Here is a 19,067-nt window from a genome sequence, read left to right on the forward strand (position 1 = left end):
CTTGGAACACAAGGCGCGCAAGCTGGGCATGCAGTTGGTGATGGCTGGATAATTTTTAGAGCAAAAACAATGGGTTATTTTTTGTTTGATAAGAGCTGCCGAAGGCTGCGATCTTTTGATCTTGTTTTTAAAAATCAAAAGATCGCAGCCTTCGGCAGCTCCTACAGGGGGGTTGTTTAATATTCGATATGGATCTTAATAAATAGCTTCTTATTCCTTAACGAATATATCTCGCGTCCCTATAATCGACCGGGAACAGACACGCAGCAGGAGAGCTCCCCATGCGCAACGAATCAATTCGCTACCTGATTGTGCCGGGCTGGCAAGGATCGCCGGAAGATCATTGGCAAAGCCACTGGCAGAACAGCCTGCCGAACAGTGCGCGGGTGGAGCAGGCCGACTGGCTGACGCCACGTCGCGAAGACTGGGTCGCGGCGCTGGCCGAGGCGATTGCTGCCGACAGCACGCCGGTCATCCTGATCGCCCACAGCCTGGGTTGCATCACCGTCGCCCATTGGGCCGCGAGCGCCCCCGTGCAGTTTTTGCGTCAAGTGCGCGGTGCCTTGCTCGTCGCGCCGGCGGATGTCGAGCGCCCGGCCTGCGCGCCGGCCTTGCGTAACTTCGCGCCGATTCCGACGGACCTGCTGCCATTCCCCAGCCAGGTCGTCAGCTCCGACAACGACAGCGCCGTCAGCGCACCGCGTGCCCTGGAACTGGCGCGCCATTGGGGCGCCGAGGCGGGGATTCTGGCGGGGGCGGGACATATCAATGTGAAGTCCGGTCACCAGCGTTGGGAGCAGGGTTTTGCCTATCTCTATCGCCTGCAAAACCGCATGGAACACCACGCCCTGCGCCGCGCTTGAACACTTTCCTTATTTAACGCCCCCGTCTCCCGGCGGTTTTGGGCGGGAGTCTGCCATGAGCTTTGAAACCTTCGGTCAGCCGCTGCTGACCTTTCCCGATGCCGAAAAAAGTCCCCTGAGCATCCGCGCCAAGGCGCTGGTGTTTGTCGATCCGCGTTCGCGGCAATTGCGTGAAGACCTGGAGCAACTGGCCGCGCGTTCAGTGTCAGTGCTGATCCGTGGCGAAACCGGCACCGGCAAGGAATTGCTGGCGCGGCATATCCATCGCGCCAGTGATCGCGGCGGGTTGTTCGTGTCGGTCAACTGCGGCGCCATCAGCCCGACCTACGCCGACGCCGAGTTATTTGGCTATGCGGCGGGCAGTTACAGCGGTTCGGCGAGCAGTCGTGCCGGGTGGTTCGGTTCGGCCAACGGCGGGACGTTGTATCTGGACGAAATCGGCGACCTGCCGCTGCCGATCCAGATCAAATTGCTCGCCGCGCTGGAAAACCACGAAGTCACCCGCGTCGGTGCCCAGCAGCCGAGCCCGGTGGATGTGCGACTGGTGGCGGCCACCAGCATCGATCTGGCCCAGGCGGTTGCCGCCGGAAAATTCCATGAACGGCTCTATCACTACCTCAGCGAAGGCCCGCTCGAACTGCCGGCGTTGCGTGAGAGGGTGGGGGATATCCTCTCGCTGGCGGAGTACTTCCTCGGCATCTACAGCCAACGCCTGGACCTGCCAGTGCCGCTGATCAGCGAAGCGGCGCAGCTTGTGCTGGAACGCCACAGTTGGCCGGGCAATACCCGGGAGCTGGAGAACGTCATTCACTTTGCGCTGCTGGTGAGCACCGGCGACGAGATTTTGCCGGAGCATTTGAATTTGCCCGAGGCGTTGGTTTCTTTGGGGCAAATTGAGCAGCAAATAAAGCGTGTCTTTTCCAGCGGTACGCCTGAGGAGCGTCAGGCACTGAAGCAATTGCTGCTTACGACCGGGCTTTTGTAGGAGCTGCCGCAGGCTGCGATCTTTTGATCTCGGCGGCCTCAATGCTATCAAAATCAAAAGATCGCAGCCTGCGGCAGCTCCTACGTGAACAAAATGGAATATGAAAGTGAATAAAGGTTATTGTTCGGGAATAAAAAATCCCGGTATTGTCCGCTTCACGCCAGCGATAGCACTTCACTGGCACCCTCATATTCAAGCCGTCGCCACAAGCGACTGTGATTTTCGATAAGGACACTGCATGAAAAAGGTTCTGTTGTTCACCGCACTGGCGGCTGCCCTGACCGCGGGCCTGGCCCAGGCTGGCGAGAAACTGGTGGTTGCCGCGACCCCGGTCCCACACGCCGAGATTCTCGAGCTGATCAAGCCAACCCTGGCCAAAGAAGGCGTGGACCTGGAAATCAAAGTCTTCACCGACTATGTTCAGCCGAACGTGCAGGTCGACCAGAAGCGTCTGGACGCCAACTACTTCCAGACCCTGCCGTACCTGAAGAGCTTCAACGAAGGTAAAGGCACTCACCTGGAAACCGTGATTGGCGTGCACGTTGAACCTTTCGGCGGCTACTCGAAGAAAGTCAAAACCCTGGCTGAGCTCAAAGATGGCGCGACCATCGCCATCCCGAACGAAGGCAGCAATAGCGGCCGAGCCCTGATCCTGCTGCAGAAGGCTGGCCTGATCGAGTTGAAAGACCCGAATAACGCCGTGTCGACGCCGAAAGACATCGCCAAGAACCCGCACAACTTCAAGTTCAAGGAGCTTGAGTCGGCCATGTTGCCGCGTGTGCTGGATCAGGTCGACCTGGACATGATCAACACCAACTACGCACTGGAAGCGGGCCTGAACCCGGCGAAAGACGCGCTGATCATTGAAGGTGCTGATTCGCCTTACGTGAACTACCTGGTGGCCCGTCCGGACAACAAGGACAGCGTTGCCATCCAGAAACTGGCCAAGGCCCTGACCAGCCCGCAAGTGAAAGCATTCATCGAGAAGAAGTACAGCGGCGCGGTACTGCCGGCGTTCTGATTCGCGAAGCGAACCCCTTTAAGGTTTCAAACGCCGACGGCTGATTTAGCGTCGGCGTTTTTTTATGGGCGATGGATTGCTCAGGCCGGCCTGGCCTTCAACGCCCTGCGCAACGCCATCAATAATTTCAGAATGTCCTGCGGATCCAGCCGTTGCGGCGTTGGTGCGTCTGTCATGTTCTCGTCCTTGTGAGGTTTGGCCGCAAGTCTGGCCAAAATGGGTGCGTCCCTGGAGCTGTGTTTCGAAAAAAAGATCCTTCCTACGGCGCAAGGGAAAATAGACGTCCTCCATCGTCCCGGCAAATCAAGCGCCGTTCAATCCGGCCAATACCATGCCGGTTCATCCAGCATGCGCTGGCCGACAATTGCGGTCTGGCCAAGATTTTTTTCCAGCACGATGCAGTTGCAGTCGGGGTCTTGCTGCAATGCCGAAATCAAGCGCCGGGCATGGGACACCACCCACACCTGGCACTGCCCGCAGGCGCGGATGATCAAGCGCGCCAGCGCCGGCAGCAGATCCGGATGCAGGCTGGTTTCCGGCTCGTTCAACACCATCAGTGTCGGCGGCCGTGGTGTCAGCAGTGCGGCGACCAGCAGCAAATAGCGCAACGTCCCGTCCGACAACTCCGCCGCCGACAACGGCCGCAACAACCCCTCCTGATGAAACTCGATGGCGAAGCGCCCGCCCGACAGCGGTTCGATGGCCAGCCTGGCGCCGGGAAACGCGTCGCTGATCGCGGCTCGCAATGCCTCGGGATCGCCGATTTCGATGATCGTTTGCAAGGCCGCCGCCAAGTCGCGTCCGTCGGGGTGCAGCACCGGCGTGCGGGTGCCCAGTTGCGGCTGGCGCACCGGGGCGTCGGCGTCGCTGCGAAAGTGATCGTAAAAGCGCCAGCGGCGGATGAACTCGCGCATCTGCAAGACTTCCGGCGAGGTGCGAAAACTGCCGACCTGGTCGAACAGGCTGTCGAAAATCGGCGTGTGCTGGGCCAACACTTCCCAACCGCGACCGACGCGGGCGCGGATCATCGGTCCGTCGCGATCCACCAGCAGGCTGGCGGGGCGGTAGAACGGTCCGGACCAGATGCATTCCTTTTTGATCTCCGGGTCGAGGGAGAACGTTGACTGGCTCTGCTCGGGCAGCCCGAGGGCAATCGAGTAGCTGAAATCGTCACCGGCGAATCCCAGGCGCAGGCGTTTGACGCCCCGTCGAACGCTGGCTTCAATCGGCACTTCACCGTTTTGCATACGCCGGGTGATGGTTTCCGGGCCCGCCCAGAAGGTCGAATTCAGCCCGCCTTCACGGGCCAACGCATTGACCACGCCGCCCTGAGCGGTTTCCGCCAGCAGGCGCAGCGCACGGTAAAGGTTGGATTTACCGCTGCCATTAGGGCCGGTGATCAGATTCAGCCGGCCCAGCGGGATCACCAATTTGTTGATCGAGCGGTAATTGGCCACCGCGAGGGTCTTGAGCATATGGATTCCTGAGGCGAGATCGAGCGGGCTCATTTTCAGGTACGTGCAGGCGTCTATGACACGTGTTTTTGGGGGAAAACGTTATGAATTGTTTCTTCATAAAGGGAGCGTGCGTGGTTGAAATCCTGTTCTAAGCTCTCTGTCGAGTTGTCCATAAAAAAGGCCAAGGAGTTTGCATGGCGGTTCCGGGATTGAAAGTAGTCATGGCCTTGAGTGTCGTCACCCTGCTAACGGCTTGCGAGGAGAAAAAGCCCGTGCAGGAATACCTGCCACGGGTGTTCGTACAAGTCGTCAAGCCAGCGGATTACGCGGCCTCGGTCACCCTCACCGGTGATATCCAGGCGCGGGTACAGACGGAGCTGTCTTTCCGCGTCGGTGGCAAGATCATCCAGCGCTCGGTTGACGTCGGTGATCGTGTGACCGCCAAGCAAGTGCTCGCCCGGCTCGATCCCAAGGATCTGCAGACCAATGTCGACTCGGCCCAGGCACAAGTGGTCGCCGAACAGGCGCGGGTGAAGCAGAGCGCGCAGGCGTTCGTACGTCAGCAAAAACTCTTGCCCAAGGGCTACACCAGCCAGAGCGAATACGACTCTGCTGAGGCCGCCTTGCACAGCAGCCAGAGCGCTCTGAGTGCAGCCCAGGCGCAGCTGGCCAATGCCCGGGATCAGTTGAGCTATACGGCGTTGATTGCCGATGCGCCGGGGATCATTACCGAGCGTCAGGCGGAAGTCGGCCAGGTGGTGCAGGCGACGATGCCGATCTTCAGCCTGGCCCGGGACGGCGACCGCGATGCGGTGTTCAATGTCTATGAATCGCTGCTGGCCGAGAAGCCGCGAGATCACACCATTGTCCTCAGCTTGCTCGACAACCCTGCGATCAAAACCACCGGCACCGTACGCGAAATCACCCCGTCGGTGTCGGCGCAATCCGGAACCGTGCAGGTCAAGGTCGGCCTCGACAAACTGCCCGACGGCATGCAGTTGGGTTCGGTGGTGAGTGCCACTGCCAGGGGATCGGGCAAACCGGTCATCGAGTTGCCGTGGTCGGCGCTGACCAAAAACATCAGCAATCCTGCTGTCTGGATTGTCGACGACAAGGGCAAGGCGCAATTGCATTCGGTGACGGTCAGCCGCTACCTGACGGGCAAGGTCATCATCAGCGACGGGTTGAAGGACGGGGACAAAGTCATCATCGCGGGCGGGCAACTGTTGCACCCGGACATGGAAGTCGAGATTGCCGAAAACACTTACAAGGACCTCACGTGGGGAGCAAAGCCATGAAGCCTTTATGGGCGTTGTCCATCGGGCTGGTGCTGAGCGCCTGTTCCAAAAACGAACCGCCGCCGGCGCCAGTACGGCCGGTGCTGTCGATCAAGGTCCAGGCCTTGAGCGAAGAGGACCTGGGTCGCTTCGCCGGCAGTATCCAGGCACGCTATGAAAGCAATACCGGGTTCCGCGTGGGCGGGCGAATCGCCAGTCGTAACGTCGATGTCGGCGCCGAGGTCGAGAAGGGCACATTACTCGCCACCCTTGATCCTTCGGATCAGCAGAACCAATTGCGCTCGGCCCAGGGCGATCTGGCGAAAATCCAGGCGCAACTGATCAACGCCAAGGCCACTGCCCAGCGTCAGCAAGCCTTGTTTGACCGCGGGGTCGGCGCGCAAGCGCAGCTCGACGAGGCCAACACGGACCTGAAAACCACCCAGGCCTCCCTCGATCAGGCCCGGGCAGCCGTCAACCAGAGCAAGGACCAACTGGGCTACACCGAGCTGCGCGCCGACCATAAAGCCGTAGTCACCGCGTGGAGCGCCGAGGCCGGGCAAGTGGTCACGGCCGGTCAGCAAGTGGTGACCCTGGCGCAACCGGACATCAAGGAAGCGGTGATCGACCTGCCCGATACCCTGGTCGATCAACTGCCCAGCGATGTGGTGTTCCTGGTCGCGGCGCAACTCGATCCGAGCATCAACACCACCGCCATCATCCGTGAAATCGAACCTCAGGCCCAAAGCGCCACACGCACCCGTCGCGCCCGCCTGACCCTGGCCGAAACGCCACCAGGCTTTCGCTTGGGTACGGCCATCAGCGTCACCCTGAGCTCGGCGATCAAGCCGCGCATCGAGTTGCCTGTCACCGCGCTGCAGGAGGTCGATGGCAAGCCACGCATCTGGGTGATCGATGCACAGAGTAAAACCGTCTCCCCCCGTGACGTCACCGTGATCAGCCGCACCGACAGCACTGTGGTGCTGGCCGACGGCGTGAAGAACGGCGAGCGAGTGGTCAGTGCCGGTGTGAACAGTCTCAAGCCGGGGCAACAAGTGAAAATCGACGAGGACAGTCAATGAAAGGGCCTTTCAACCTCTCGGAATGGGCTCTCAAGCATCAGTCGTTCATCTGGTATCTGATGTTCGTTGCGTTGCTGATGGGTGTGTTCTCGTACTTCAACCTGGGACGCGAAGAAGACCCTTCGTTCACCATCAAAACCATGGTGATCCAGAGCAAATGGCCGGGGGCGACCCAGGAGGAAACCCTCAAGCAGATCACTGACCGGATCGAGAAAAAGCTCGAAGAGCTCGACTCCCTCGACTACGTGAAAAGCTACACGCGCCCCGGTGAATCGACGGTGTACGTGTACCTGCGCGACACCACCAGTGCCAAGGACATTCCGGAAATCTGGTACCAGGTGCGCAAGAAGATCAACGACATCAAATACCAGTTCCCGCAAGGCATACAGGGGCCGTCGTTCAACGATGAGTTCGGTGACGTCTTCGGCTCGATCTACGCCTTCACCGCCGACGGCCTGACGCTGCGTCAGTTGCGCGACTACGTGGAACAGGCGCGCATGGAAATTCGCGGTGTGCCGGGGCTGGGCAAGATCGAAATGGTCGGCCAGCAGGACGAAGTGCTGTACCTGAACTTCTCCACACGCAAACTCGCAGCGCTGGGCATTGATGAGCGTCAGGTGGTGCAGAGCCTGCAAACCCAGAACGCCGTGACCCCGGCGGGTGTCATCGAGGCCGGGCCGGAGCGGATATCGGTGCGGACCTCAGGGAAGTTCGCTTCGGAGAAAGACCTGGCCGAGGTCAACCTCAAGCTCAACGACCGCTACTATCGTCTGGCCGACATTGCCGAAATCAGCCGTGGCTACGTCGATCCGGCCTCGCCGGAATTCCGCTACAACGGCAAGCAGGCCATCGGCCTGGCGATCGCCATGCAGAAGGGTGGCAACGTCCAGGCATTCGGCAAGGCTTTGCACACCCGTATCGACGAGTTGACCGCCGACCTGCCGGTCGGTGTCGGCATCTACAACGTCTCCGACCAGGCCGTAGTGGTGGAGGAAGCCGTCGGCGGCTTTACCAGCGCGTTGTTTGAAGCGGTGGTGATCGTGCTGCTGGTCAGCTTCGTCAGCCTCGGTGTGCGCGCCGGGCTGGTGGTGGCGTGCTCGATCCCGTTGGTGCTGGCGATGGTGTTCGTGTTCATGGAGTACAGCGGCATCACCATGCAGCGGATTTCCCTCGGGGCACTGATCATCGCCCTCGGCCTGCTGGTGGACGATGCGATGATCACCGTGGAAATGATGGTCACCCGTCTGGAATTGGGCGAGACCAAGGAGCAGGCGGCGACCTTCGCCTACACCTCCACGGCGTTCCCGATGCTCACCGGAACGCTGGTGACCGTGGCGGGCTTCGTGCCGATCGGCTTGAACGCCAGTTCTGCCGGTGAATACACCTACACCCTGTTTGCGGTGATTGCCTGTGCGATGCTGGTGTCGTGGGTGGTGGCGGTGCTGTTTGCGCCGGTGATCGGCGTGCACATCCTCAGCACCAACGTGAAACCCCACGAAGGCGAACCCGGGCGCATCGGCAAGGCGTTCAACGGCGGGCTGCTGTGGTGCATGCGCAATCGCTGGTGGGCCATTGGCATCACCGTGCTGTGCTTTGTACTGGCGGTGTTCAGCATGCGTTTTGTGCAGAATCAGTTCTTCCCGTCTTCGGATCGTCCGGAAATCCTGGTGGACCTGAACCTTCCGCAAAACGCCTCGCTCGACGAAACCCGTCGGGCGGTCGATCGTCTCGAAGCTACGCTCAAGGACGACCCGGACATCGTGCGCTGGAGCACCTACGTCGGTCAGGGTGCCATCCGCTTCTACCTGCCACTGGACCAGCAACTGCAAAACCCGTTCTACGCACAGTTGGTGATCGTCAGCAAAGGCCATACCCGCGAGGCCATGATGCAGAAGCTTCGTGAGCGTTTGCGCAATGACTTCGTCGGCATCGGCAGTTATGTCCAGGCACTGGAAATGGGCCCGCCGGTAGGGCGTCCGATCCAGTACCGGGTCAGCGGCAAAGACGTCGATCAGGTGCGTCGGCATGCCATCGACCTGGCCACCGAGCTGGACAAGAACCCGCACGTTGGCGAGATCATCTACGACTGGAACGAGCCGGGCAAAGTCCTGCGCATCGACATCGCCCAGGACAAGGCGCGGCAGTTGGGGTTGTCTTCCGAGGATGTGGCCAACCTGATGAATGGCATCGTCAGCGGCCAGACGGTGACCCAGGTCGATGACGACATTTACCTGATCAACGTGGTCGGTCGCGCGGTGGATTCCGAGCGCGGTACGCCGGAAACCCTGCAGAACCTGCAGATCGTCACGCCTGGCGGCACGTCGATTCCACTGCTGGCATTTGCCACGGTGCGTTACGAACTGGAGCAGCCGTTGGTATGGCGTAGGGATCGCTTGCCGACCATCACCATCAAGGCGGCAATACGCGACGAGATCCAGCCGACCGACCTGGTGAAAATCCTCAAGCCATCCATCGATGCTTTCGCAGCCAAATTACCCGCGGGCTACAAGGTCGCCACCGGTGGTACGGTGGAGGAAAGCGGCAAGGCCCAGGGACCGATTGCCAAGGTCGTGCCGCTGATGCTGTTCTTGATGGCGACCTTCCTGATGATCCAGTTGCACAGCGTGCAGAAGCTGTTCCTGGTGGCCAGCGTCGCGCCGCTGGGGCTGATCGGCGTGGTGATCGCGCTAGTGCCGACGGGCACGCCCATGGGCTTCGTGGCGATCCTCGGGATTCTGGCGCTGATCGGTATCATCATCCGTAACTCGGTGATCCTGGTGACCCAGATCGAGGAATACGAGCTGAAGGGCTACGCGCCGTGGGATGCGGTGGTGCAGGCCACCGAGCATCGACGTCGGCCGATCCTGTTGACCGCGGCGGCAGCGAGCATGGGGATGATCCCGATTGCCCGGGAAGTGTTCTGGGGGCCGATGGCCTACGCAATGATCGGCGGGATCGTCATCGCCACCTTGCTGACGCTGCTGTTTTTGCCGGCGCTGTATGTGGCCTGGTACAAGATTCGCGAACCGAAGAAGGAGGTGCGGTAAGGCGAGCGCTTCGCGCTCATCGCGAGCAGGCTCGCTCCTACAGGTTGACCGCGATCAACTGTAGGAGCGAGCCTGCTCGCGATGGCGTCCGAATGGGCTACACAGCTTTACGCCAGACACTCGCCAACCAAGGCTGCTGCTCCCGCGGCAGCCCGGCCGGCCGGTAGTAATGCTCCAGCTCCACAAACCCCGCCTCGATCAACAATTGCTGCCAGGCCGCCAGGTCGTGATACGACCCATAACGCGCCCCGTTCCAGCCTTCCTGATTCTCGCCACGGGGATTGGAACTGAACAACACCCCACCCGGTTTCAGCGCCGCGCGCAGTTGCTTCAACACCCGAGGCAATTCCTGACGAGGAACATGAAACAGCACCGCATTGGCAAATATCCCGTCGAAACGCTCGGCCGGTAGATCAAGCTTCAGGAAATCCTGCTGCCACACCTCGCACCCGCTGTCCTCACGGGCCATCTGCGCGAGTTTTTCCGAACCGTCGAGGCCGACCGCCTTGTGGCCCATGCGGGTGAACGTCTGCAGATCACGACCCGGCCCGCAGCCAAAATCGAGAATGTCGAAAGGCGCCTCGCCCTGAATATGCCGCAGCAGGGCATCGATGTTCTGGCTGACGTCGTGGTCGCGCGTGCCTTCACGAAAGTCCTCGGCGACCGCGTTGTAATGGCCGAGGGTCGTGGTGGTGATCTGTTCGAGGTCGTCGGGTGTTTGCTTCATGGTCGGCTGCGCAGGCAATTTAGATTTACCGAATATACGCCATGGCGCCGGGGGCTGCTGCGCAGCCCATCGCGAGCAGGCTCGCTCCTACATCGTGCCGTGCACAAATTTAATGAGCGGCGAGGATCAACTGTAGGAGCGAGCCTGCTCGCGATGACGGTGGCACAGACAGCAAATGACTCAATCCTTTTTCATCCCCAAACACTCAATGGAGTGATCCACCATCGCCTTGGCAATCTCCAGCAAATGCCAGATCGAGTACACCATCGCCCGGTCGGCGCCCTCGAGTTGATCGCCACACTGATACGCGGTGACCGAAGCGCAGCGCAGCAGGTCGGCGACATAGAGCTGGGTGTCTTCAAAGCTCACGTCCTTGCTGACGTTGTAGAAGCGCATTTCATCGGGTGGTGCGGGTTGCTTGCCGGTGAGATAGAAATCGATGGCTCGGTAAAGCGCTGATCGATCCCTGAGAGGGTCTTCAGTGCCGGTTTCGGTGGAGGGATTTTCGGGAGGTGGATCGGGAACGGATTTCTTCATTGGTAAAACTCCTGATATTAATTGGAGCCAACCGATATCGCGACTAAACGAACAGGGGTGGCGGCTGCACGCAGGTTAGTCGACCGGTCACCAGGAAACCCGGCGCACCCAAGGGTGCCCTGCGCACAGCCACCATAACTTTCAGGTAATAAAAAACACCTGACATGAGGTGGCGCTGTACGCCTGGTAAAATCCGGGCGACTAAACCCGATCACTGATGAGCAGTGACGGACCGAGACTAGCCACGGAATTCGGCAGGCGCAAGCGAGCGAAATGATCTAGGAAATGTCCTGCAAAAGAAAGGGAACAGGCCTGCAAAATCGCTGATTTTCCTGTACGAAATATCATCAAGATCGCCACTCGTGTAGGAGCGAGCTTGCTCGCGAAAAACCTGAGGGCGCCACGGGGAATCTGGTTTCCCGCGTTATCGTTGACCTCCATCGCGAGCAGGCTCGCTCCTACAGGGCTAGCGCTTGTTCAACCCCCGCGCCAACCGATCCCCACCGAGTTGAATCACCGCCACCAACGCCACCAGCAGCACAATCACCGTCAGCATGATCTGGCTATCAAACCGCTGATACCCATACCGATACGCAATGTCCCCCAGTCCACCGGCGCCAATCGCCCCGGCCATGGCTGATGAGTTGATCATCGTCACCAGGGTAATGGTGAACCCCCCGACAATCCCGGGCAGCGCTTCCGGCAGCAAAACGTGCCAGACGATGTGCCAGCGTCGGCAGCCCATGGCTTGTGCCGCTTCGATCAAGCCGTGGTCGACCTCGCGCAGACTGACCTCGGCAATACGCGCAAAGAACGGCGTGGCGGCAATGGTCAGCGGCACCACGGCCGCCCATACGCCATAGGTGGTACCGACGATCAATCGGGTGAACGGAATCAGCGCCACCATCAGAATCAAAAAAGGGACTGAGCGGAATAAATTCACGAATGCACCCAAAGCACGGTTCAACGCTGGCGCTTCGTAGATGCCGCCCCTGGAGCTGGTGACGAGAATGACCGCCAGCGGAATGCCCGCCAACAGCGCGATCAATGACGACACGCCGACCATCAAGAACGTGTCGATGAAACCCTGCAGCAAGCGATCAAACCACATAGCCCAATACCTCCACCTGTTGCGCCCATGGGCTGGCGCGCTGACGCAACTCTTCGGCAGCGAGGGGTGAGTCTGTCACCGCCAGCAGCAGTTGCCCGAGGGCATGCCCCTGAATCCGTTCCACGCCACCCTGCAACAGCCGCACGCGGCCACCGAGGGCGCTGAACAGCGCGGCCAGGTCCGGTTCGTCACGTTGGCTGCCGGTGAACTGCAAGCGCAGGACTACGGCGGCGTCCGAGGAATTTGGTTGCGGCTGCAAACGGCTTTGCAGCTCTTTGGGCAATGCATGTTGCAATGGCGCGAGCAACGTCTTGCTGACCTCATGCTGCGGATTGCCGAACACTTCCCAGACCGGTCCCTGCTCGACGATGCGCCCGTGTTCCAGCACCACGACCCGATCACAGATCTCACGGATCACCGCCATCTCGTGGGTGATCAGCACAATGGTCAGGCCCAGACGCTGATTGATCTCGCGCAGCAGGCCGAGGATCGATTGCGTGGTCTCCGGGTCCAGCGCCGAGGTGGCCTCATCACACAGCAGAATTTCCGGGTCATGCACCAGCGCCCGGGCGATGCCCACGCGCTGTTTCTGCCCGCCGGACAATTGCGCCGGGTAAGCCTTGTGTTTGGCCTGCAAGCCGACCAGTTCCAGCAGTTCGCGTACCTTCTGTTCGCGTTGTTCCTTGGGAACACCGGCGACTTTCAGCGGCAGCTCGACGTTCTGCCAAACGGTCTTTGCCGACATCAGGTTGAAGTGCTGGAAGATCATGCCGATGCGCCGACGCAGCGCCACCAGGCGGTCTTCGTCGAACCCGCCGATGTCCACCTGATCGATCAGCACCCGACCGCTGCTCGGTTGTTCCAGGCGGTTGATGGTGCGGATCAGCGACGACTTGCCGGCGCCGCTGCGGCCGATGATGCCGAACACTTCGCCACGCTGGATTGCCAGGTCGATGCCGTGCAACGCAGCCACCGGGCCTTGCTGGCCGTTGTAGGTTTTACCCAGATTGATGAAGCACACATGAGCGCGATTGAGCTCGGGATGCAGCTCGGTTTGTTCAGCACTTTGAGGCTCTGGAATCTCCAGTCGCCGTTGAATGGCGGCGCTCATGTTCAGCTTTCCCAGCCGGCTTGGTAGAGCTTGCCGTGAGCTTTATCCAACGCGGCGCGCACTGCGGGTGAGTGCTGGTAGATGTCGACGAACTTGATCAGGCGCGGGTCGGTTTTGCTCTTGGGCTGGATCACGAACTGAATCACGTACTCCTTATGATCGAGGCCGTCGAACAGCAGCGCGGAGCCGGCATCGAAGGTTTTCGACAAGCGAATATAGGCCGGGTAGCCCTGCACCAGATCGGCATCGTCATAGGCACGTACCAATTGCACGGCTTCGACCTGGAGGATCTTGATGTGCTTCGGGTTGGCGACGATGTCTTCTTCGGTGGCCTTGTAGCCAACGCCGGGCTTGAGGGTGATCAGGCCGGCCTTGGCCAGCAGCTGCAAGCCACGACCGCTGTTGATCGGATCGTTGGCGATGGCCACGCTGGCGCCTTGGGGCAGTTCGTCGAAACTTTTGTATTTCTTCGAGTAGAGGCCGACGTTGTTGATGATCCCCGGCGCGAATGGCACCAGGTCGAAACCCGAGGCGGCCTTGGCGTTTTCCAGGAACGGGATGTGCTGGAAGTAGTTCACGTCGATGTCACCGGCGGCGAGGCTGACGTTCGGCGCGATCCAGTCGCTGAACTCCACCAGCTCGACTTTCAGGCCTTGTTTGCCGGCTTCTTCGACGGCGGCTTCAAGGGGAATGGCGAAGGCGGCGGTGGTGCCGATTTTCAGCGGCGCGTCGGCGGCGAAAGTCACCGAGCTGAACAGGCCGAGGGCCAGGGCCAGTGCTTTGACTGGGTGGGAGAGGTAGTGCTTTTTCATGATAGGTAATCCAGTCAGTGCATAGAATTTGTGGTGTTTGGTCGGGCCTCTTCGCGAGCAGGCTCGCTCCCACAGTGGATCTTGGGTGTTCACAAAACCCCTGTGGGAGCGAGCCTGCTCGCGAAGCTTTTTAGCGGCGGTAAGCCGAACCGGTATGTTGCTCAGGCAAATGCGCCTCCCGCTGAAACAGCTTTTCGCGCAAGGTGCCGCTGTCGTACGCGGTCTTGTACGAGCCCCGCCGTTGCAACTCGGGAATCACCAGCTCAATGAAATCCTCATAGCTTTCCGGCGTGACGATGCGGGTCAGGTTGAAGCCATCCAGCCCGGTTTCGGCGATCCAGGATTCCAGCTCATCAGCCACTTGCTGCGGTGAGCCGACTACGGTGATGTAGCGACCGCCGAGGGCGTGTTGCTCCAGCAGTTTGCGTCGGGTCCAGTCGTTGTTTTGCAGGTGTTTGGTGGCGGACTGGATCGCGTTGCTCTTCACGTACTGGATCGGCTCGTCGATTTCATACTGAGAAAAATCGATCCCGGTGGACGCCGAGAAGTGCGCAACACCGGCCTCTGCGCTGGCGTAGCTCAGGTACTCGGCGTGCTTGGCCCAGGCCAGTTCTTCGGTGGCGTCAACGATCACGTTCAGGCCCATGAACACCTTGATGTCCTCTGGATTGCGCCCGGCGGAGGCGGCCGCGGCGCGTACCTTGTCCACCTGGGCCTTGGTCGATGCCTTGGTCTGGCCGCTGATGAACACGCACTCGGCATGTCGCCCGGCGAACAGCAGGCCGCGATCCGAGCTGCCCGCCTGGAACAGTACCGGCGTGCGCTGCGGCGAGGGTTCGCACAGGTGATAACCCTCGACCTGATAGAACTCGCCCTTGTGCTCGACCTTGTGCACTTTGTCCGGCTGCGCATAGATCCGTTGCCGTGGGTCGTTGAGCACCGCACCGTTTTCCCAACTGCCTTCCAGGAGTTTGTAGAGCACCTCCAGGTATTCGTCGGCCTGGTCATAGCGGCGGTCATGTTCGACCTGTTCGCTCAGGCCCATGGCCTTGGCGGCGCTATCGAGATAGCCGGTGACGATGTTCCAGCCGACACGCCCGCGGCTCAGGTGATCCAGCGTCGACAGGCGGCGGGCGAACAGGTACGGCGCTTCGTAGGTGAGGTTGGCGGTCAGGCCGAAACCGAGGTTTTTCGTCACCGCCGCCATCGCTGAAACCAGCAGCAGCGGATCGTTGACCGGCAACTGGATCGACTCTTTCAACGGCACGGCCACCGAGTTCTGGTAGACGTCGTAGACCCCGACGATGTCGGCGATGAACAGGCCGTCGAATAGCCCGCGCTCCAGCAACTGCGCCAGTTCGGTCCAGTATTCGAGGGTGTTGTAGCGGGTTGATGTGTCGCGCGGGTGCGTCCACAAACCGTGGTTGATGTGCCCGATGCAGTTCATGTTGAACGCGTTGAGCAGGATTTTCTTTTTCGCGGCGGTCATCAAATGGTCCCCCGCAATGGCGGGTTTTCATCGTTGAGGTAGTAATTGCCGACGGCGTGGTACTTCCAGCGCACCGGGTCGTGCAGCGTGTGCACCCGGGCGTTGCGCCAGTGGCGGTCGAGGCCGTATTCGATCAAGGTCGCCTGGCTGCCGGCCAGTTCGAACAGCGTGCTGCCGGCGGCCAGAGAGATTTCGGTGCTGAGGGCGCGGGCTTCGGCGACGGCAATCGACGCGGCCGCGACGGTCTCGGCATGGGTGTCGGCCTGGGCCTGGTCGAGGTATTCACCGGCACGCTCCAGCAGCGCCTCGGCGGCGTGCAGGCGAATGCTCAGGTGGCCGAAGCTCTTGAGGGTCAGTGGATCGTCCGTGGCTTTTTCGTGGGTGGCGTCGATCCACGGCCGGGTTTTGCTGCGCACGAAGTGCAGCGCATCTTCATACGCGGCGCGGGCGATGCCGGTGTCGATGGCAGCATGGAGAATCTGCGCCAGCGGGCCGACCGGGGTCGGACGCTCGAAAGCGCTTTGAAAGGGGATGACATCTTCGGCAGCGACGTAGACATCTTCGAACACCACCGAACCGCTGCCGGTGGTGCGCTGGCCGAAGCCGCTCCAGTCGTCGATCACGCTCAGGCCCTTGCTGTTGCGCGGGACGAACGCCAGTTGCTGCACGCCGTTTTCATCCACCACCGAAGTGGGAATGCGCTGGGCGTAGATCGCGCCGGTGGCGTAGAACTTGCGGCCATCGATGCGATAGCCGCTGGCGTCGCGAGTCAGGCTGGTGATGCGATCGTGTGCGGTTTTGGTGCCCAGTTCGGCCAACGCATTGCCGAAGCGCTGGCCGGCCAAGACTTCGGCGTACAGGCGTTTTTTCTGCTCGTGGCTACCGTTCACCCGCAGTACTTCGAGGGCATAGAAATGGTTCTGCGGGATCTGCCCCAGGGAGCCGTCGGCCCGGGCGATCAAGGCGATGACCTTGGCCAGGGTGACGTTGGAAACACCGGCGCCGCCGTATTCCTTCGGCACGCTGATGCCCCACAGGCCCGAGCGGGAAAACACTTCCAGTTCCGGGTGTGGCAAGCGGCGTTCGCGGTCGCGTGTGGCGCTGTCGCGCTTGAAGTCTTCGGCAAGGTCGCTGGCGACGATCAGGGCTTGTTCATCGCTGGTGATGACCGCGACGTGGTGAGAACTTGTCATGTGTTTCTCCAGAGCTCTGGTAAAAAGTGTTCTGGTCGTCAGATCCAGGAATGGCGATTAGGCAGCGTGCCGTTGAGGCGATAGGCGCCGACCGCGTGATACTTCCACCGCACCGGATCGTGCAGGGTGTGCACCCGGGCGTTGCGCCAGTGGCGGTCGAGATTGAATTCGGCGAGGGTGGCGCGGCTGCCGGCCAGCTCGAGCAGCTTTTCGCTGGCCAGCAACGAAATCTCGGTGGTCAGCACTTTGGCTTCGGCCACGGCGATCGAGGCGCGGGCGGCGGACTCGGCGGTGAAGGGTGCGGCGCTGACGTCATCGAGCACTTGCCCGGCCTTGCGCAGCAGCGCTTCGGCGGCGTGCAGTTCGATTTTCAACCTGCCGATATCGGCGATCACGTACAGGTCATCGCTGGCCCGCTCGACCTTGGCGTCGATCCATGGTCGGGCGCGGGTTTTCACGAAGTCGATGGCGTCGTCGATGGCGCCTCGGGCGATACCGGCGTCGATGGCCGCTTGAATCAATTGCGAGACGGCACCCTGGATGTTCGGCGTGTCGTTGATCCGCCAGTTATCCACCACCAACTCAGGATCGGCCTGCACGTTGTTGAGCAAAATCGTGCCGCTGGCGGTGGTGCGCTGACCAAAGCCGGACCAGTCATCGACGATGCGCAATCCCGGTGTGCCGCGTCGGACGAACGCCAACACTTGTTTGCCATCGTCGTTCAACGCTTTGACCGCGACCCAGTGGGCGAACAGTGCACCGGTGGAATAGAACTTCTGGCCATTGAGGACGCCGTCAGCGGTAATGCGCGCCTTCAGCTCCAGGGTGTTTTTGGTGCCGCGTTCCGGCCCGGCATTGCCGATGCGCCAGCCATCCAGGACGCTTTTGAACAGTTGTCTTTTCTGTGCTTCGGTGGCACTGCCGAGCACCAGGTTGAGAATGCCGAACTGGTTTTGCGGGATCTGCCCAAGCGCCGGGTCTGCCGCGGAAATGATCGCGAAAACCTCGGCCAGGGTGACGAACGAAACTTGCGGGCCACCGTACTCGCGGGGGATGGAAATGCTGCCCAGGCCGCTGCGGGTGAACTGTTCGATTTCAGACCATGGGAGCTTGCGCTGCCGGTCACGTTTGGCTGCTTGCAGACGGGCGACTTGCGCCAGTTCGTGGGCCGCTCTGATGGCTTGAGCATCGTTGCTCAAGACTTTTGCGGGCAACAACGGGGGGGCGATGTCCAGGTCACTCTGGACGATTGCATCTGCCAGACTGGACATCAGTGCCGCTCCTTGGCTGCACGCAATGCCCTGGCGATCTGCACTGGGGTGATTGTGTTCCGGACCATACCTACCTCACATCTTATGGAAGCGCCGCTTGTGGCCGCGCATGAAAACAAGGATGTCCGGTGGTCCGGTGTATATACCCTAAACGTGTATAAATATTTTATGAACTAACTTTTAGGAATATGCATAGAAGGTCAAAAGATCGCAGCCTGCGGCAGCTCCTACAGGTTGACGACGATGCGCGTAGGAGCTGCCGCAGGCTGCGATCCTTTGATTTCAAGCCAGGACTCATTGCTTGCGGGATTCGGCAGCCTTGAGCACTTTTTTCGGGAGGACTTTCAGATAAGGACTGGCACAACCGATCTTCAGCGTGCGAGCCGGCGCCCAGCGAGAGTTGTTGCCCACCCGGTCGAGAATGCAGTACGTCACTTCCAGCCGCAGGTCTTCACCGGCTTCGAGGATGATGGCCGGCGGTATCCAGACCTGGATCGGCTGGCCCACATCAGCGGACTTGAGCCGTGGCAGATCCATGCGCAAGTCGCCCCAGCGCAGGGTGATTTCGTCGTCGACGGCCATGTTCAGGTACGGCTCGATGGTCAAGGGAACACCGCGTTTGACCTGACTCGGATTGACTCCCTGACGGCGAATCGCCTCGGGAATGCCCACCGGTGCCAGGCACTGGTTTTCATCGCCGCACAGTGCGGAGGGTTGGCCGCCGGGGCAGTCGAGTTTGATCTGCACGTTGCGGCTGGCCGATACCGCCGGGCCCCGGCCAACTTGCATGACCCGGTAGTGAATGCGCGAAGTACCATTGGCGACAAAACTTTCAGGCACCCGCAGTTGCACCGGTTGGCCGACATCGCAGGCCGTCAGCACGCGGGAGGCCACGTAGCAGTTGTCCCAGAACAGTTCGATCAGGTCACCTGCGTCCATGGCGGGGTAGGGTGCCACATCGATCAGCAGGTGCGCCGCGCAAGTGACGTTGATACCGGTCTTGTTGGATTGCGCCAGGGTCGGGGCCGCAAGCCCGGATTTGTTTGAGGTGCTGTTCATGAAGTCTCCTTGAAGTCTTGCAACG

Annotated in this window: 17 protein-coding genes; 7 read left to right on the top strand and 10 right to left on the bottom strand. The window is 60.6% G+C overall.

Annotation, left to right across the window (positions count from 1 at the left end):
• The 4 genes from C8K63_RS30610 to C8K63_RS07200 all read left to right on the top strand — a co-directional run.
• On the top strand, window positions 1-180 hold a 180-nt coding region (locus C8K63_RS30610), incomplete at its 5' end, for a hypothetical protein (RefSeq protein ID WP_371920733.1).
• Window positions 181-281: 101 nt separating this feature from the next.
• Entirely contained in the window at window positions 282-863 is a 582-nt protein-coding gene (locus C8K63_RS07190; protein ID WP_108216096.1) for an alpha/beta hydrolase, read from the top strand.
• Between the two features lie 55 nt (window positions 864-918).
• On the top strand, window positions 919-1,848 hold the full coding sequence (locus tag C8K63_RS07195) for a sigma 54-interacting transcriptional regulator (protein ID WP_108216097.1): 930 nt from the start codon (window positions 919-921) through the stop codon (window positions 1,846-1,848).
• Between the two features lie 238 nt (window positions 1,849-2,086).
• On the top strand, window positions 2,087-2,869 hold the full coding sequence (locus tag C8K63_RS07200; RefSeq protein WP_108216098.1) for a MetQ/NlpA family ABC transporter substrate-binding protein: 783 nt from the start codon (window positions 2,087-2,089) through the stop codon (window positions 2,867-2,869).
• A 314-nt stretch (window positions 2,870-3,183) separates the two neighbouring features.
• On the opposite strand, the gene C8K63_RS07205 is transcribed toward C8K63_RS07200, so the two are convergent.
• On the bottom strand, window positions 3,184-4,344 hold the full coding sequence (locus C8K63_RS07205) for an AAA family ATPase (protein ID WP_108216099.1): 1,161 nt from the start codon (window positions 4,342-4,344) through the stop codon (window positions 3,184-3,186).
• A gap of 176 nt (window positions 4,345-4,520) precedes the next feature.
• Here C8K63_RS07205 and C8K63_RS07210 point away from each other — a divergent pair, with 176 nt between their 5' ends.
• From C8K63_RS07210 to C8K63_RS07220, 3 genes are read left to right on the top strand one after another with little or no spacing between them, the layout of a single operon-like run.
• Entirely contained in the window at window positions 4,521-5,624 is a 1,104-nt protein-coding gene (locus tag C8K63_RS07210; RefSeq protein WP_108216100.1) for an efflux RND transporter periplasmic adaptor subunit, read from the top strand.
• Complete coding sequence (locus C8K63_RS07215) at window positions 5,621-6,685, top strand: efflux RND transporter periplasmic adaptor subunit (protein WP_108216101.1); 1,065 nt, start codon at window positions 5,621-5,623, stop codon at window positions 6,683-6,685. Before C8K63_RS07210 ends, C8K63_RS07215 begins: the two co-directional genes overlap by 4 nt.
• A complete protein-coding gene (locus tag C8K63_RS07220; RefSeq protein ID WP_108216102.1) occupies window positions 6,682-9,732 on the top strand; it encodes an efflux RND transporter permease subunit in 3,051 nt (1,016 codons plus the stop codon). Before C8K63_RS07215 ends, C8K63_RS07220 begins: the two co-directional genes overlap by 4 nt.
• 97 nt (window positions 9,733-9,829) lie before the next feature.
• Here the strand turns inward: C8K63_RS07220 and C8K63_RS07225 are convergent, their stop codons facing one another.
• The 9 genes from C8K63_RS07225 to C8K63_RS07270 all read right to left on the bottom strand — a co-directional run bounded on the left by C8K63_RS07225 (window position 9,830) and on the right by C8K63_RS07270 (window position 19,042).
• A complete protein-coding gene (locus tag C8K63_RS07225; protein WP_108216103.1) occupies window positions 9,830-10,459 on the bottom strand; it encodes a bifunctional 2-polyprenyl-6-hydroxyphenol methylase/3-demethylubiquinol 3-O-methyltransferase UbiG in 630 nt (209 codons plus the stop codon).
• A 180-nt stretch (window positions 10,460-10,639) separates the two neighbouring features.
• Entirely contained in the window at window positions 10,640-10,996 is a 357-nt protein-coding gene (locus tag C8K63_RS07230) for a DUF6124 family protein (protein ID WP_108216104.1), read from the bottom strand.
• Between the two features lie 466 nt (window positions 10,997-11,462).
• Window positions 11,463-12,107, bottom strand: coding sequence for a methionine ABC transporter permease (locus C8K63_RS07240; protein WP_108216106.1), 645 nt, complete (start codon window positions 12,105-12,107; stop codon window positions 11,463-11,465).
• Window positions 12,097-13,218 (bottom strand): methionine ABC transporter ATP-binding protein, encoded by a 1,122-nt coding sequence (locus C8K63_RS07245; RefSeq protein WP_108216107.1) that lies wholly within the window; start codon window positions 13,216-13,218, stop codon window positions 12,097-12,099. The genes C8K63_RS07240 and C8K63_RS07245 overlap by 11 nt, the downstream gene beginning before the upstream one ends.
• A gap of 2 nt (window positions 13,219-13,220) precedes the next feature.
• Window positions 13,221-14,030, bottom strand: a complete 810-nt coding sequence (locus tag C8K63_RS07250; RefSeq protein WP_108216108.1) for a MetQ/NlpA family ABC transporter substrate-binding protein — start codon at window positions 14,028-14,030, stop codon at window positions 13,221-13,223.
• A gap of 130 nt (window positions 14,031-14,160) precedes the next feature.
• On the bottom strand, window positions 14,161-15,519 hold the full coding sequence (locus C8K63_RS07255) for an LLM class flavin-dependent oxidoreductase (RefSeq protein ID WP_108216109.1): 1,359 nt from the start codon (window positions 15,517-15,519) through the stop codon (window positions 14,161-14,163).
• The gene (locus C8K63_RS07260; protein ID WP_108216110.1) at window positions 15,519-16,712 is read right to left on the bottom strand and encodes an SfnB family sulfur acquisition oxidoreductase; all 1,194 of its coding nucleotides are present in this window, start codon (window positions 16,710-16,712) and stop codon (window positions 15,519-15,521) included. Before C8K63_RS07260 ends, C8K63_RS07255 begins: the two co-directional genes overlap by 1 nt.
• A 38-nt stretch (window positions 16,713-16,750) precedes the next feature.
• Window positions 16,751-17,983 (bottom strand): SfnB family sulfur acquisition oxidoreductase, encoded by a 1,233-nt coding sequence (locus tag C8K63_RS07265; protein ID WP_108216111.1) that lies wholly within the window; start codon window positions 17,981-17,983, stop codon window positions 16,751-16,753.
• 294 nt (window positions 17,984-18,277) lie between these two features.
• Complete coding sequence (locus C8K63_RS07270) at window positions 18,278-19,042, bottom strand: hypothetical protein (RefSeq protein WP_108216112.1); 765 nt, start codon at window positions 19,040-19,042, stop codon at window positions 18,278-18,280.
• Window positions 19,043-19,067 lie beyond the last annotated feature (25 nt).

The sequence above is a fragment of the Pseudomonas sp. GV085 genome (genome assembly GCF_003050925.1).
Classification (GTDB): domain Bacteria; phylum Pseudomonadota; class Gammaproteobacteria; order Pseudomonadales; family Pseudomonadaceae; genus Aquipseudomonas.